Here is a 12,877-nt window from a genome sequence, read left to right on the forward strand (position 1 = left end):
TTATCCGATTTTGACATGGCTGGCCCCCTGAATGGTCCAGTCCGAATGGCAAGATGCCGTAATCACACGAGGTCGCGACACTCGAAGGCGTGTGCTCTCGTCGACCTGAGAAACCAAGGCGTCCGTCGACCCCGTCGGCAGATGCCCGCCCCATCGGCAACTCCACCCATCCGCCGGAGGAACCCAAAATGACCGCAAGCTCCACCCGTCGTACGACCATCGCGCGCTCCAGGATTGCCGCGGTAGGTGCGATCGCGGTCGCAGGCGCCCTGATTCTCACCGGTTGCGGTGACCAGACGGACAGCGGCGGCGACAGCTCCAACGAGACGTCGTCGTCGAGCAAGGCCCCGCTCTTCGACAAGCTGCCCGCGGACATCCAGAAGGCGGGTGTCATCAAGGTCGGCACCAACGCCGAGTACGCCCCCATGGAGTACCAGGAGGGCGGCAAGATCGTCGGTGTCGACCCCGACATCGCCGCGGCGCTGGGCAAGCAGCTGGGCGTGGAGTTCAAGTTCACCTCCGGCTCCTTCGACGGCCTGATCACTTCCCTGAACTCGGGCCGTTACGACGTCGCCATGTCCTCCATCACGGACACCAAGGCGCGCCAGGAGGGTCTGGACGACAAGGGCAAGAAGCTCGGCCCGGGCGTCGACTTCGTCGACTACTTCACGGCCGGCACCGCCGTCTACGTCCAGAAGGGCAACCCGAAGAAGATCAACTCGATCGCGGACCTCTGCGGCCAGACGGCCGCCGTGCAGCGCGGTACGACGTACGAGCAGGCCCTGCAGGCGCAGTCGAAGTCCTGCACGGACGACGGCAAGAAGAAGATCACGATCGAGTCGTTCGAGAACGACACCGAGGCCCAGACCCGCGTGAAGTCGGGCGGCGCGGTCGCCGGCGTCAACGACTACCCGGTCGCCATCGACATGGCCCGCAAGGCCGACGGCGGCAACGCCTTCGAGGTCGTCGGCGAGCAGGTCGACGCCGGTCCGTTCGGCATCGCCGTCAACAAGGACAACAAGGAGCTCTCCGCCGCCCTGGAGGAGGCCGTCAACGCGATCATCGAGGACGGCACCTACAAGACGATCCTGGAGAAGTGGGGCGCCGAGAGCGGCGCCATCGACAAGGCCGCCATCAACGGCGGCAAGTGACCGACCCAGCAGCACTGAAGGGCAGTCACTGTGACTGACAAGTTCGACAAGGAGGCCTCCGTTCCGCCGGAGGCCATTAAGGCCATCCCGGTGCGCCACTACGGCCGCTACGTCAGCGCCGTCGTGGTCCTGGCCCTGTTGGGCCTGCTGGTCAACGCCTTCGCCACGGCCGAGAAGATCCAGTGGAGCGCGGTCGGCGACACCGTCTTCGACTCCACGGTCCTCGCGGGCGCCGGCCGCACCCTGCTGATCAGCGTCCTGGCGATGATCCTGGGTGTGGTCCTCGGCATCGTGCTGGCCGTCATGCGGCTCTCCAAGAACCCGGTGACCAGCTGGGTGGCCTGGGCCTACATCTGGTTCTTCCGGGGGACACCGGTCTACGTCCAGCTCCTGCTGTGGTTCAACCTGGCACTGATCTTCCCGATGCTGAATCTCGGTCCGATCTACAAGGACGAGATGACGGACGTCATGACGCCGTTCATGTGCGCCCTGCTCGGCCTCGGCCTCAACGAGGCCGCGTACATGGCGGAGATCTGCCGCGCCGGCCTCATGGCCGTCGACGAGGGCCAGACCGAGGCCGCGCACGCGCTCGGCATGAGCCACGGCAAGACGCTGCGCCGGATCGTCATCCCGCAGGCGATGCGGGTGATCGTGCCGCCGACCGGCAACGAGTTCATCAACATGCTGAAGACCTCGTCGCTGGTGTACGCGGTGACGTACAACGAGTTGCTGCGCGCCACGTCGACGATCGGCTCCACGTCGTACGCCGTGATGGAGCTGCTCTTCGTGGCCTCCATCTGGTACCTGGTCATGACCAGCGTGTTCAGTGTCTTCCAGTACTACCTGGAGCGGCGCTACGCCCGCGGTACGAGCCGTCAGCTGCCGCCGACGCCGTGGCAGAAGATCAAGGCAAACATGCTCTCGCTCGGCCGCGAAAGGGGTGCGGCATGACCGCGATGGTGAAGTCGGAGGGCGTCCACAAGTCCTTCGGTCTGGTGGAGGTCCTCAAGGGCATCAACCTGGAGGTCAAGCAGGGCGAGGTGTTCTGCCTCATCGGCCCCTCCGGCTCCGGTAAGTCGACGTTCCTGCGGTGCATCAACCACCTGGAGAAGATCAACGCCGGCCGGCTGTACGTCGACGGCGAGCTGGTCGGCTACCGCCAGAAGGGCGACAAGCTGTACGAGCTCAAGGACAGCGAGGTCGCGCTGCAGCGCCGGGACATCGGCATGGTGTTCCAGCGGTTCAACCTGTTCCCGCACATGACGGCTCTCGAGAACGTCATGGAGGCGCCGATCCAGGTCAAGGGCACGAGCAAGGCCCAGGCCAGGGAGCGGGCGGGCGAGCTCCTCGAGCGCGTGGGCCTCGCCGACAAGGCGAAGAGCTACCCCTCGCAGCTCTCCGGCGGCCAGCAGCAGCGCGTCGCCATCGCCCGGGCCCTCGCCATGGACCCGAAGCTGATGCTCTTCGACGAGCCGACCTCGGCCCTCGACCCGGAGCTGGTCGGTGACGTCCTCGACGTCATGCGCGACCTGGCCGAGTCCGGCATGACGATGGTCGTCGTCACCCACGAGATGGGCTTCGCCCGCGAGGTCGGCGACAGCCTGGTCTTCATGGACGGCGGCGTGGTGGTCGAGTCCGGCAACCCGCGCGACGTCCTGACGAACCCGCAGCACGAGCGGACGCAGGCGTTCCTGTCGAAGGTGCTGTAGCGGCGGTACGACGCGAGAGGGGCGGTACGGGATTCCCGTACCGCCCCTCTCGCATGCGCTACTTCACCGCGAGCAGCAAGGTGTCCGAGGGCGAGCACCACACCGGGCGAGCCTCCCCGAAGCCCTTCTCACGCAGCACGCGCGCGTGCCACGCGGCGGAGGGCATGTCGCCGTCGGCGTGGTCGCCGTAGATCTCGAAACGGCGGGCGGTGGGCTCCGCGAGGACGGGGTCGTTGGCGGCTACCTGCCACCATTCGGACCAGTCGAGGGCACCGTCGCGCTTGGCCTGATCCATACGGGTGTGACGCTGGGCGCGTTCGGCCGCGTTGATCCGGGGCGTGGTGTCGTCGATCATGTGGTCCGCGTTCATGAAGAGACCGCCGTCGCGGACCAGGCCCGCGACCTGACCGTAGAGGGCCGCGAGGGGTTCGCTGTGCAGCCAGTGCAGGGCCGTGGCGGTCAGGACGGCGTCGTACGACTCGTGGGGCAGCTTCGCCGGCCAGTCCGGGTCCTTGAGGTCGGCCGTCACCAGGGTGACCCGCTCGTCGGCCGCGAAGGTGCCCTCGGCGATGGCGAGGAGCGCCGGGTCGAGGTCGACACCGGTGCTGACGGCCTCCGGGAACCGGGCGAGCAGCCGGGCCGTGATACTTCCCGTGCCGCACGCGAGATCCAGTACCCGGGGGCGGGGACCGGCGAGGGCCTCGACCATGTCGAGCATGATCCGGAAGCGCTCCTCCCGGTCGGGCATGTACCACTCCTGCTGCCGGTCCCAGCTCTTCTGCCAGGCCTGCCAGTCGGTTCCGGTGGTCGTCGTCATGGGAGCCCCCTCTTCGAACGTATGCGTAATACCCTGGAAGCACGATCAGCTGTTACCGACCGACCGCACGACGACGATAGAACGCCTCCGTAAGGACTACAAGTGGAACTGGCCTATTACTCGGACTATGCCGTGCGCCTCGTCAACACCGAGGACCCGGCCCGGGGCAAGGACTCGCTCACCTCGGTCGAGGCCGTTCGCGACCTGTTCGGCGCCAGCCAGGACGCGGCCCGGCGCGCCGCCGAGGCCGACGTCAGCCGCTTCCGCTCGGTCCGCGGACGTCTGAGGACGGTCTTCGAGGCCGCGGACGACGGCGACGAGAGCCTCGCGGTGAACCTGCTGAACTCGCTCCTCCTGGAGTTCCCGGTGAGCCCTCAGATCTCCGGGCACGACCACCGCGACGACGACGGCCGCCCGTTGTGGCACATGCACCTGGCGGACCACCCGTCCAACGCGACCGCCGGCTACGCGGCCATCGCCGCGATGGGGCTCGCCTTCCACCTCACGGAGTACGGCGTGGACCGCCTCGGCCTGTGCGAGGCGGCGCCCTGCCGCAACGCCTATCTGGACACGTCCACGAACCGCTCCCGGCGCTACTGCTCCGACCGCTGCGCCACCCGCGCCAACGTGGCCGCCTACCGCGCCCGCAAACGCCTGGAGGCCGACCGGTCGGCGAAGACGGGCCTGGCGCAGGACAGCACCCAGCGCGCGACGGCGAACGGCGAACGCTGATCCGGCTTGCGCGGCCGGTACCTCAGTCGCACCTTGCCCAGGACCAGTTCGACGGGCACGACCCCGTAATCCGTGCTGTCGCCGCCGGCGTACGCGTTGTCCCCGAGCACCCACCAGCCGCCCTCGCGGCGCTCCACGGCCCGCTTGACGACCAGCAGGTCCTGCTGGAACGGATGCCGCAGGACGACCACGTCACCCGGCCGGATCCGGGCCCCGTACTGCACCACGAGCCGGTCCGCGTGGTGCAGCGTGGGCACCATCGACGGCCCGGTCACCTCGGCCGGCCCGAAAGGCAGGAGCGCACCCCTGTGTTCGGTCTCCTGTGACAGCTCCGGCATCCCCGGCACCTCCCCTGTCCGTTCATCCACCAGTCTGATACTGACCCCGGACTTTTGTCCTAAGCCCATGGGGGCACTCGCGAAATCGCCTCTCCCAGGGAGTAATGTCGCACCTGAGAAGACGATCACGAGGAAGGAATGCTCCATGCTTTCCCGCCTGTTTGCCCCCAAGGTCAAGGTCAGCGCACACTGCGACCTGCCCTGCGGTGTGTACGACCCGGCCCAGGCCCGCATCGAGGCGGAGTCGGTGAAGGCCGTGCAGGACAAGATGGCCGCCAACGACGACCCTCACTTCCAGGCTCGCGCCACCGTCATCAAGGAGCAGCGCGCCGAGCTCGCCAAGCACCACGTCTCGGTGCTCTGGAGCGACTACTTCAAGCCCCCGCACTTCGAGAAGTACCCGGAGCTGCACCAGCTGGTCAACGACGCCCTGAAGGCCCTCTCGGCCGCCAAGGCGTCCACCGACCCGGCCACCGGGCAGAAGGCGCTGGACTACATCGCCCAGATCGACAAGATCTTCTGGGAGACCAAGAAGGCCTGACGCACAGTCAGCCGTCCGTGACCGGCGATCGGTGCACCATCGCGGGTCAGCGGGGATCTGAAGGGGTTCGGCCGAAGTTCTGGCCGGACCCCTTCGGCATTCGTCCGGCGTGCGTCTGAAGCAGCCAGAGCGAAGGAGCCGTGGTGTCCTCCCTCAAGCCCGTGTCCGGTACCGAACTCCCGATCTGCCGCACCTGCGGAGTGCAGTACGCCGCACCCCGCGCCGACTGCCCGATCTGCCTGGACGAGCGGCAGTACGTCGGCTGGGAGGGCCAGCGCTGGACCAGCCTGGCCGAGTTGCGCGACTGCGGCCGCCGCGGGCAGCTGCGCGAGGAGGGGCCCGGTGTCGTCGGCGTCGCCGCGGAGCCGTCCGTGGCCATCGGGCAGCGGGCGCTGCTGCTGCGCTCACCGGCCGGGAACGTGCTGTGGGACTGCGTGGGCTACCTCGACGACGAACTCGCCGCCGAGGTCGAGAAGCTGGGCGGCATCAGCGCGATCGCCGTCAGCCATCCGCACTTCCACGGCGCGATGACGGAGTGGGGCCGGGCCTTCGACGCCCCCGTGTACGTCCACGCCGCCGACCGCGACTGGGTCGGCCGCCCCGATCCGCTGATCGAGTACTGGTCGGGCGACACCCGCCCGATCGCCCCCGGCATGACGCTGATCAACGCGGGCACGCACTTCGCCGGCGGCACCGTGCTGCACTGGGCGGACGATCCCGAGGGGCGCGGTGCGCTGTTCAGCGGCGACATCTTCATGGTGGTGATGGACCGGCGGTGGGTCAGCTTCATGTACAGCGTCCCCAACTTCATCCCGGAACGGCCGCGGACCGTCCGGCGCGCACTGAGGCTGGTCGAACCGTTCGGCTTCGAGCGCATCTACGGGGCGTTCTGGGGACGGGTGGTCACCGCCGACGGGGCGGCCGCGGTGCGGCGTTCGGCGGAGCGGTATCTGCGTTTCGCGCTGGACGACGACGAGGGGTGACAGAGATCACCCGAGCGCCTCGCTCATAATTGCCCGCCTCATGAGGAATTGACGTTCTATCGGGCGACTGTCTTCCACTGTCGGGCGCCTGTCCTCCACATACCTTTCCCTTTGGCAACACATCTGTGATGCCGCTGGGGACACTGTTGCGGAAGGTGTGCGCGTCGACATGAGACGTCGTTGGTGGGGGGCGGCCGCGTTGACGGCCGCGACGGTGACCGGGGCACTGGTCGTCCAGGGCATGACCGGCGGTCCGGCGGACAGCGCGGCGGACGACGGCAAGTCACGGCCCGTCAAGAGCAGCACCCGCACGGCGCAGCTGTCCGTCGCCGCCGACGGCACCTCGGCACAGCTCGGCAAGCGCGACACCGCGTCCTTCAGCATGCTCGGCCTCACCTGGTCCGACACGTCCGCGCGCGTGAGCGCCACGATCGAGGCCCGCACCCGGGACGCCGAGACCGGCACCTGGTCCAAGTGGCTGACGCTGGAGGGCGACGGCGGCGAGGGAGAGCAGGGTGCCACGCGTGCCGGCACCGAGCCGGCCTGGGTCGGGGCGTCCGACGGCGTGGAAGTGCGGGTGGACGGCACGTCCTCGGCCAAGCTGCCCAAGGGGCTGCGCCTCGACATGGTCGACCCGGGCTCCGGCACGGTGTCCGGCCTGGAGCCGGCCGCCTTCGCGATGGACGCCGTCACCGAGTCGCCGAGCGCCTCCCCCACCGAGAGCTCGACGGAGGTCTCCTCCGAGCCGTCGACCGGCGAGACGGACGGCACGGGCACGCCCAGCGCGTCCACGAGCCCGACCGATACGCCCACGACCACCGAGCCGACGACCGGTACGCCGAGCGCCTCCACGTCGCCGACGGCCTCCCCGTCCTCGACGGCTCCCTCCGCCCCGCCGTCCACCGTGCCGGAGCCGCCGATCACCTCGCGGGCCGGCTGGGGCGCCGACGAGTCGATCAGCCCGGAGGAGCCGGCCTATCTGCCGGGCGGGAAGATCAAGGCGGTCACGGTCCACCACACCGTCGACTCCAACGACTACACCTGCGAGCAGGCCCCGGCCGTCGTCCGCGGCATCTACGCGTACCACGTGAAGACGCTGGGCTGGAAGGACATCGGCTACAACTTCCTCGTGGACAAGTGCGGCACGGTCTACGAGGGCCGCAAGGGCGGTGTCGACCTCCCGGTGCTGGGCGCGCACACCTACGGCTTCAACAGCCAGACCACCGGTATCTCGGTGCTCGGCACCTACACGGACGCGGCCCCGAGCACGGCCGCGATGACCTCCGTGGCCCGGATCGCCGCCTGGAAGCTCGGCCAGTACGGGGTCGACCCGGGCGGCACCACCACGCTGACGGCGGGTGCGGACGGCAACAACTACTTCGGCAAGTCGTGGACCCTGGGCACGCAGCTGACGTTCCCGACGATCATCGGTCACCGCGACGGCTACAACACCGAGTGCCCGGGGGACGCCTTCTACGCCAAGCTCTCCACGATCCGCGGCTGGGCGGCGGGACCGGTCTCCGACCTCGCCCTCAAGTCGGTCACGGGCGCGGGTGCCGTCGGCTCGACGACGTACGCCAAGGCCTCCGTCACCCTGAACTGGTCGGCCACCACCCCGTCCGCGCTGATGGCGAAGTACGAGATCCTCGTCGACGGCAGGGTCGCCGCGACCACCGCGGGCACCGCCACCAGCGGCAAGGCGACCCTCACGGCCGGCAGCCACAAGGTCGCCGTACGGGCCGTCCACCAGTCCGGCGCCACGGCGTCCACCCCGACGGCCACGGTCGTCGCGGAGACCACCGCGCCCACCTTCTCCACCAAGCCGAACCTCGCCCTGCGCACCGGCACGGTGAGCACCACGGCCGTCCCGCTCACGCTGAAGTGGAAGGCCACCGACACGGCCGCGCTGAAGGAGGTCAGGCTGACCGCCCCGGTCGCCAAGACCTACGGTCCGACGACGATCAGCGCCTCCCACACCGCCAAGTCCGGTACGGCGACGGCCTGGTCGATGAAGGCGTACGACCAGGCCGGCAACACCGCGACGGCCTCGGTCAGCGGCACCCCGGTGATCCTCCAGGAGACCTCGGCGACGAAGTCGGGTACCTGGACGGCCAAGTCGTCGACCAGCTACCTGGGCGGCAAGTCGTACACCAGCAAGACCAAGAACGCCTCCCTGAGCTGGACGTTCACCGGCCGCTCGGCGGCCTGGGCGGTCTCGCGGGCCTCGACCTCGGGCCAGGCGTACGTCTACGTGGACGGCACGAAGGCCGCCACCGTCGACCTCAAGTCGACGACGACCAAGTACCGCGACGCCGTCTGGACGAAGACCTGGTCGAGCAGTGCCAAACACACCGTCAAGATCGTGGTCGTCGCCACCAGCGGCCGCCCGACGGTGACGACGGACGGGCTGATCTACCTCAAGTGACGGGCCCGAAGTGACGAGAGGGGGCGGGGAGCGATCCTCGCCCCCTTCTCCGTCTGCTCAGTGGAACTGCGGCACGATCAGATGGATCCCGTACGCCACCACTCCCGGTCAGCGTGATGACGCCCATGGTCTTCTGCGCGTCGTTCGTGCCGTGCGCGAGCGAGACCAGTGAGGCCGAGGCGATCTGCCCGAGCCTGAAGCCCTTGGTCACCGACTCCTTGCGGGCGCGGGCGGTGAGCCGGTAGGCGAGGTAGGTCGCGATCAGGGCGGCGACACCGGCCACGAGCGGTGAGGCCACGGCCGGGATCAGCACCTTCTCGACGACCTTGTCGAAGTGCACACCGGAGACTCCCGCGCCGACCCACACGGCCCCGATCAGCCCGCCGAACAGCGCGTGGGAGGAGCTCGACGGCAGCCCCACCAGCCACGTGAGCAAATTCCACAGAATCGCCCCCACCAGACCCGCGAAGATCATGCCCGGGGTGACCAGGGTGTCGTCCACGATCCCGCCGGAGATGGTCTTGGCTACCTCGGTGGTGGACAGGAAGGCGCCGACGACGTTGAGAACTCCGCTGATCAGTACGGCTGTTCGCGGTTTCAGCGCGCCGGTGGCGATGGAGGTGGCCATCGCATTCGCCGTGTCGTGGAAGCCGTTCGTGAAGTCGAACGCGAGGGCCGTGACGATGACGACCGCCACGAGGAACGTGATGTGGTCCATTCCTGAATGCACACAAGCCCAGACCAATGCGGGGCGAACTGAAGGCAAAGGCTCTACCAGGAACGCTGTACCGGGAACCTGTGCCTCCGTGCGATGCTGGCGACGTGAACCGTGAGGATCTCGTCAGACTGCGCAAGGCACGCGACCGCATGGACCGCGAGTACACCGAGCCCCTCGACGTGACCGCCCTCGCGCGCACCGCCCTGATGTCCCCGGGCCACTTCCAGCGCAGCTTCAAGGAGGCGTACGGCGAGACGCCGTACGGCTATCTCATGACCCGTCGCGTCGAGCGAGCGAAGATGCTGCTGCGCCGGGGCGACCTCTCCGTCACCGATGTCTGCATGGCGGTCGGCTGTACGTCCCTCGGCTCCTTCAGCTCCCGCTTCACCGAACTGGTGGGCGAGACGCCGAGTTCCTACCGAGCCCGCTCGCACGAGGAGATCGCGGAGATCCCGCCCTGTGTGGTGCGGGCGTACACGCGCCCCAGACGGACGTGACGCCGTTCTGACCTTAGGTTGGTCCCATGGACCTGAAACTCCACACCTGTTTCATCGCCGTCGACGACCACGACAAGGCGATCGCCTTCTACTGCGACGTCCTGGGCCTGGAGATCCGCAACGACGTCAAGTACGAGGGGATGCGGTGGACGACCGTCGGGTCGCCGCTGCAACCGGACGTGTCGATCGTCCTGGAGCCGCCCGCGGCCAACCCCGACCTCTCCCCCGCCGACCGGGACGCGATGGAGCTGCTGCTGGCCAAGGGCGTGCTGCGCGGGGTCAACTTCACCACCGAGGACTGCGACGCCCTCTTCGCCCGCGTGCAGGAATCCGGCGCCGACGTGATCCAGGAACCGACGGACATGCCGTACGGGGTGCGCGACTGCGCGTTCCGGGACCCCGCCGGAAACATGCTGCGGTTCATGCAGTCCCCCTGATCTACGATCCCCGGCATGAGCATCCGCTGGACGTACGCCTTCGTCGACCGTCGCATCGAACTCCTCGACCGAGCCCATGAGTTCTGGACGGCGGTCACGGACACGCGACTGTCCGCGCCGCGTGGCTCGCGGGGCGAGTTCGTGACCCTGGTACCCGACGGCGCCGACGCCTGCGTGAAGGTCCAGGGTGTCGACGAGGGCGGCGGCGGTGCCCACCTCGACTTCTCCGTGGACGTGGACGGCCTGCCGGAGTTCGTGCGGTCTGCTCTGCGGCTGGGCGCGACCATGGCCGCCGAGCACGAGGGGTGGGCCGTACTCCGTTCCCCCGCCGGGCACTTGTTCTGCGCGGTGCCCTGGCACGGGGAGTCGGTCCGCCCGCCCGTCGTCCACGGCAGCCGCCTCGACCAGGTCTGCCTCGACCTCGCGCCTTCGCGCTACGACGCCGAAGTCACCTTCTGGAGCGCCCTGTTGCCCGGCTGGGAGTCCCGCCCCGGCTCCCAGCCCGAGTTCCACGTACTCGTGCCGCCGCCCGGCCTCCCGGTCCGCATCCTGCTCCAGCGGCTCGGCGAGGAACGCGCCGGCTCCGCCCATCTCGACCTCGCCTGCGCGGACATCGAGACGACCCGGGTCCGGCACGAGGAGCTGGGCGCGCAGACGGTCGCGCACGGCAGGCACTGGACGGTGCTGCGGGACCCGGCGGGCGGGACGTACTGTCTGACGGGCCGGGATCCGGAGACGGGCGGTCTGCCTAGGGCGTCATGACGACGCACAGGACCTCCGTCCCGGCACCGTCCTCCTCCGGCGGGCTGGGCGTGGCGAGCCCGCAGCGCTCCTTCCGGTCCTCCGGGAGCGACGGCTGCGGGCTGAACTCGCCCCGCCCCACGGGTTTCGGCGGCTCTTCCGAGTCCTGAAGCCACCAGGTGAGTCCGCCCCCGACGACCGCCAGGACCGCCCACGCGATCACGACCCCTGCCACCATCGGGGCCGGCGTGTCACCCCCACGGCTCCACGTCGACCACTGCCGCCACCGGCAGCGGCCCGTAGATGTGCGGGAACTCCTCGGCGCCCGGCTCCGGGGCCTCGTACTTCAGCGGGACGCCGAGCCGGTCGGGGTCGATGACCAGGAGCACCAGTTCGTCCGGGCCGTCGTAGGAGCCGTAGAGGAAGGCCGCGACCTTCGGGAGCTGGGCGCGTGTCGAGCAGTGGATGAAGCCCTCCTCCTGGAGGGTCTTGCCGCGGGTCGACATCTCGTACGTGCCGCGGGCGCGGGCGGCTTCCCAGAGGGCGCGTTCGGTCAGGTGCACGATTGGCGTGGACATGGACTCACGTTAAGCCCTGAGCCGTGCCGCCCGCCCGTGCAAATAGCGCTGCTCGGGCAGGCTCAGCGTCTGCGCGGCCGCCGACTCGTAGGCGGCGCGGGCTTCGTCGTACGATCCGGCGCGCTCCAGCAGATGAGCCCGTACCGCATCCCGGCGGTGCCCCAACTCGCCCTCCAGGGCGTCCACTTCGGCGAGACCCGCTTCGGGCCCGTGGACCATGGCGACGGCGACCGCGCGGTTGAGGAGTTCGACGGGGCCGGGGACGAGGCGGACCAGGACGTCGTAGAGGCCGAGGATCTCCCGCCAGTCGGTGGCCTCGGCGGAGGGTGCCTCGTCGTGCACGGCGGCGATGGCCGCGCGCAGTTGGTACGGGCCCGCCGGGCCGCTGCTCAGGGCGTGGGTGATGAGGGCCACGCCCTCCTCGATCGCGGCCTGGTCCCAGCGGTCGCGGTCCTGTTCGTCGAGGGGCACGAGGTCGCCGTGCGGGCCGGTGCGGGCCTCGCGGCGGGCGTCGGTGAGCAGCATCAGGGCGAGCAGTCCGGTGACCTCGCCGGTGTCGGGGAGGAGGCGGTGGACGGTGCGGGTCAGCCGGATCGCCTCGCCGGCGAGGTCACGGCGTTGCAGCGCCGGGCCGGAGGTCGCCGTATAGCCCTCGTTGAAGATCAGGTACAGCGTGTGGAGGACGGCCGGCAGCCGCTCCACCCCGTGGTCGGGCCGTCCGAAGCGCACCCCCTTGATGCGCTGCTTGGCACGGCTGATGCGCTGGGCCATGGTCGCCTCGGGCACCAGGTGGGCGCGGGCGATCTCGGCCGTCGTCAGACCGCCGACCGCGCGCAGGGTGAGGGCGATCTGCGCGGGTGGGGGCAGGTCGGGGTGGCAGCACAGGAAGAGGAGGGAGAGGGTGTCGTCGTCCTGCGGGACCCGCTCGGCCGGTGGCAGGGCGAGCGCCGCCGCCTTCTCCTCCCGCGCCCGCCGCGCGTCCTCCGCCCGCAGCGCGTCCACGAGCCGCCGCGAGGCCACCTTGATGAGCCAGCCGCGCGGGTTGTCCGGCACCCCGGCCTCGGGCCACTGCCCGGCCGCCGCGAGGAGTGCCTCCTGTACGGCGTCCTCGGCGGTGTCGAAATGGCCGTAGCGCCTGATCAGCGCGGAGAGGACCTGCGGCGCGTGCAGGCGCAGCAGGTCCTCGACGTCGGTCGTCCGTCGCACGCGG

The 12,877-nt window shown here is 69.5% G+C and carries 15 protein-coding genes and 1 pseudogene; 10 read left to right on the forward strand and 6 right to left on the reverse strand.

From position 1 onward, the window contains the following. The first annotated feature begins 188 nt into the window (after positions 1 to 188). From ACWD3I_RS21305 to ACWD3I_RS21315, 3 genes are read left to right on the forward strand one after another with little or no spacing between them, the layout of a single operon-like run. A complete protein-coding gene (locus tag ACWD3I_RS21305) occupies positions 189 to 1,151 on the forward strand; it encodes an ABC transporter substrate-binding protein (protein WP_365392881.1) in 963 nt (320 codons plus the stop codon). A 30-nt stretch (positions 1,152 to 1,181) separates the two neighbouring features. Next, entirely contained in the window at positions 1,182 to 2,102 is a 921-nt protein-coding gene (locus ACWD3I_RS21310; RefSeq protein ID WP_365392878.1) for an amino acid ABC transporter permease, read from the forward strand. Further along, positions 2,099 to 2,860, forward strand: a complete 762-nt coding sequence (locus ACWD3I_RS21315; RefSeq protein ID WP_365392875.1) for an amino acid ABC transporter ATP-binding protein — start codon at positions 2,099 to 2,101, stop codon at positions 2,858 to 2,860. Before ACWD3I_RS21310 ends, ACWD3I_RS21315 begins: the two co-directional genes overlap by 4 nt. Before the next feature lie 58 nt (positions 2,861 to 2,918). On the opposite strand, the gene ACWD3I_RS21320 is transcribed toward ACWD3I_RS21315, so the two are convergent. Further along, positions 2,919 to 3,677 (reverse strand): class I SAM-dependent methyltransferase, encoded by a 759-nt coding sequence (locus ACWD3I_RS21320; RefSeq protein WP_365392869.1) that lies wholly within the window; start codon positions 3,675 to 3,677, stop codon positions 2,919 to 2,921. A 102-nt stretch (positions 3,678 to 3,779) separates the two neighbouring features. On the opposite strand from ACWD3I_RS21320, the gene ACWD3I_RS21325 reads away from it, so the two are divergent. Next, positions 3,780 to 4,409, forward strand: coding sequence for a CGNR zinc finger domain-containing protein (locus tag ACWD3I_RS21325; protein ID WP_365392866.1), 630 nt, complete (start codon positions 3,780 to 3,782; stop codon positions 4,407 to 4,409). Here ACWD3I_RS21325 and sodX read toward each other — a convergent pair. Further along, the gene (gene sodX, locus ACWD3I_RS21330) at positions 4,313 to 4,747 is read right to left on the reverse strand and encodes a nickel-type superoxide dismutase maturation protease (protein WP_365392864.1); all 435 of its coding nucleotides are present in this window, start codon (positions 4,745 to 4,747) and stop codon (positions 4,313 to 4,315) included. The genes ACWD3I_RS21325 and sodX overlap by 97 nt on opposite strands. Positions 4,748 to 4,892: 145 nt before the next feature. Between sodX and sodN the strand changes: the two genes are divergently transcribed. The 3 genes from sodN (at position 4,893) to ACWD3I_RS21345 (ending at position 8,696) form a co-directional block, all read left to right on the forward strand. Next, the gene (gene sodN, locus ACWD3I_RS21335) at positions 4,893 to 5,288 is read left to right on the forward strand and encodes a superoxide dismutase, Ni (RefSeq protein ID WP_005480378.1); all 396 of its coding nucleotides are present in this window, start codon (positions 4,893 to 4,895) and stop codon (positions 5,286 to 5,288) included. A 143-nt stretch (positions 5,289 to 5,431) separates the two neighbouring features. Then, positions 5,432 to 6,271: an MBL fold metallo-hydrolase gene (locus ACWD3I_RS21340; protein ID WP_365392861.1), complete on the forward strand. Its 840-nt coding sequence runs from the start codon at positions 5,432 to 5,434 to the stop codon at positions 6,269 to 6,271. A 169-nt stretch (positions 6,272 to 6,440) separates the two neighbouring features. Then, complete coding sequence (locus tag ACWD3I_RS21345; protein WP_365392858.1) at positions 6,441 to 8,696, forward strand: N-acetylmuramoyl-L-alanine amidase; 2,256 nt, start codon at positions 6,441 to 6,443, stop codon at positions 8,694 to 8,696. A 106-nt stretch (positions 8,697 to 8,802) separates the two neighbouring features. Here ACWD3I_RS21345 and ACWD3I_RS21350 read toward each other — a convergent pair. Next, a pseudogene (locus tag ACWD3I_RS21350) lies at positions 8,803 to 9,414 on the reverse strand (anion permease); the annotation flags it as partial. A 104-nt stretch (positions 9,415 to 9,518) separates the two neighbouring features. Between ACWD3I_RS21350 and ACWD3I_RS21355 the strand changes: the two are divergent. From ACWD3I_RS21355 to ACWD3I_RS21365, 3 genes are read left to right on the forward strand one after another with little or no spacing between them, the layout of a single operon-like run. Then, complete coding sequence (locus tag ACWD3I_RS21355; protein ID WP_365392855.1) at positions 9,519 to 9,911, forward strand: helix-turn-helix transcriptional regulator; 393 nt, start codon at positions 9,519 to 9,521, stop codon at positions 9,909 to 9,911. A 26-nt stretch (positions 9,912 to 9,937) separates the two neighbouring features. Beyond that, complete coding sequence (locus ACWD3I_RS21360; RefSeq protein ID WP_365392852.1) at positions 9,938 to 10,348, forward strand: VOC family protein; 411 nt, start codon at positions 9,938 to 9,940, stop codon at positions 10,346 to 10,348. Between the two features lie 15 nt (positions 10,349 to 10,363). Beyond that, positions 10,364 to 11,110: a VOC family protein gene (locus ACWD3I_RS21365; RefSeq protein ID WP_365392849.1), complete on the forward strand. Its 747-nt coding sequence runs from the start codon at positions 10,364 to 10,366 to the stop codon at positions 11,108 to 11,110. On the opposite strand, the gene ACWD3I_RS21370 is transcribed toward ACWD3I_RS21365, so the two are convergent. From ACWD3I_RS21370 to ACWD3I_RS21380, 3 genes are read right to left on the reverse strand one after another with little or no spacing between them, the layout of a single operon-like run. Then, positions 11,097 to 11,327, reverse strand: coding sequence for a hypothetical protein (locus ACWD3I_RS21370; RefSeq protein ID WP_365392846.1), 231 nt, complete (start codon positions 11,325 to 11,327; stop codon positions 11,097 to 11,099). The two genes, ACWD3I_RS21365 and ACWD3I_RS21370, sit on opposite strands and share 14 nt — an antisense overlap. Positions 11,328 to 11,340: 13 nt before the next feature. After that, on the reverse strand, positions 11,341 to 11,667 hold the full coding sequence (locus ACWD3I_RS21375) for a DUF952 domain-containing protein (protein ID WP_365392844.1): 327 nt from the start codon (positions 11,665 to 11,667) through the stop codon (positions 11,341 to 11,343). Between the two features lie 9 nt (positions 11,668 to 11,676). Then, on the reverse strand, positions 11,677 to 12,873 hold the full coding sequence (locus tag ACWD3I_RS21380) for an RNA polymerase sigma factor (protein WP_365392841.1): 1,197 nt from the start codon (positions 12,871 to 12,873) through the stop codon (positions 11,677 to 11,679). Positions 12,874 to 12,877 lie beyond the last annotated feature (4 nt).

Source organism: Streptomyces sp. NPDC002817 (assembly GCF_053592055.1).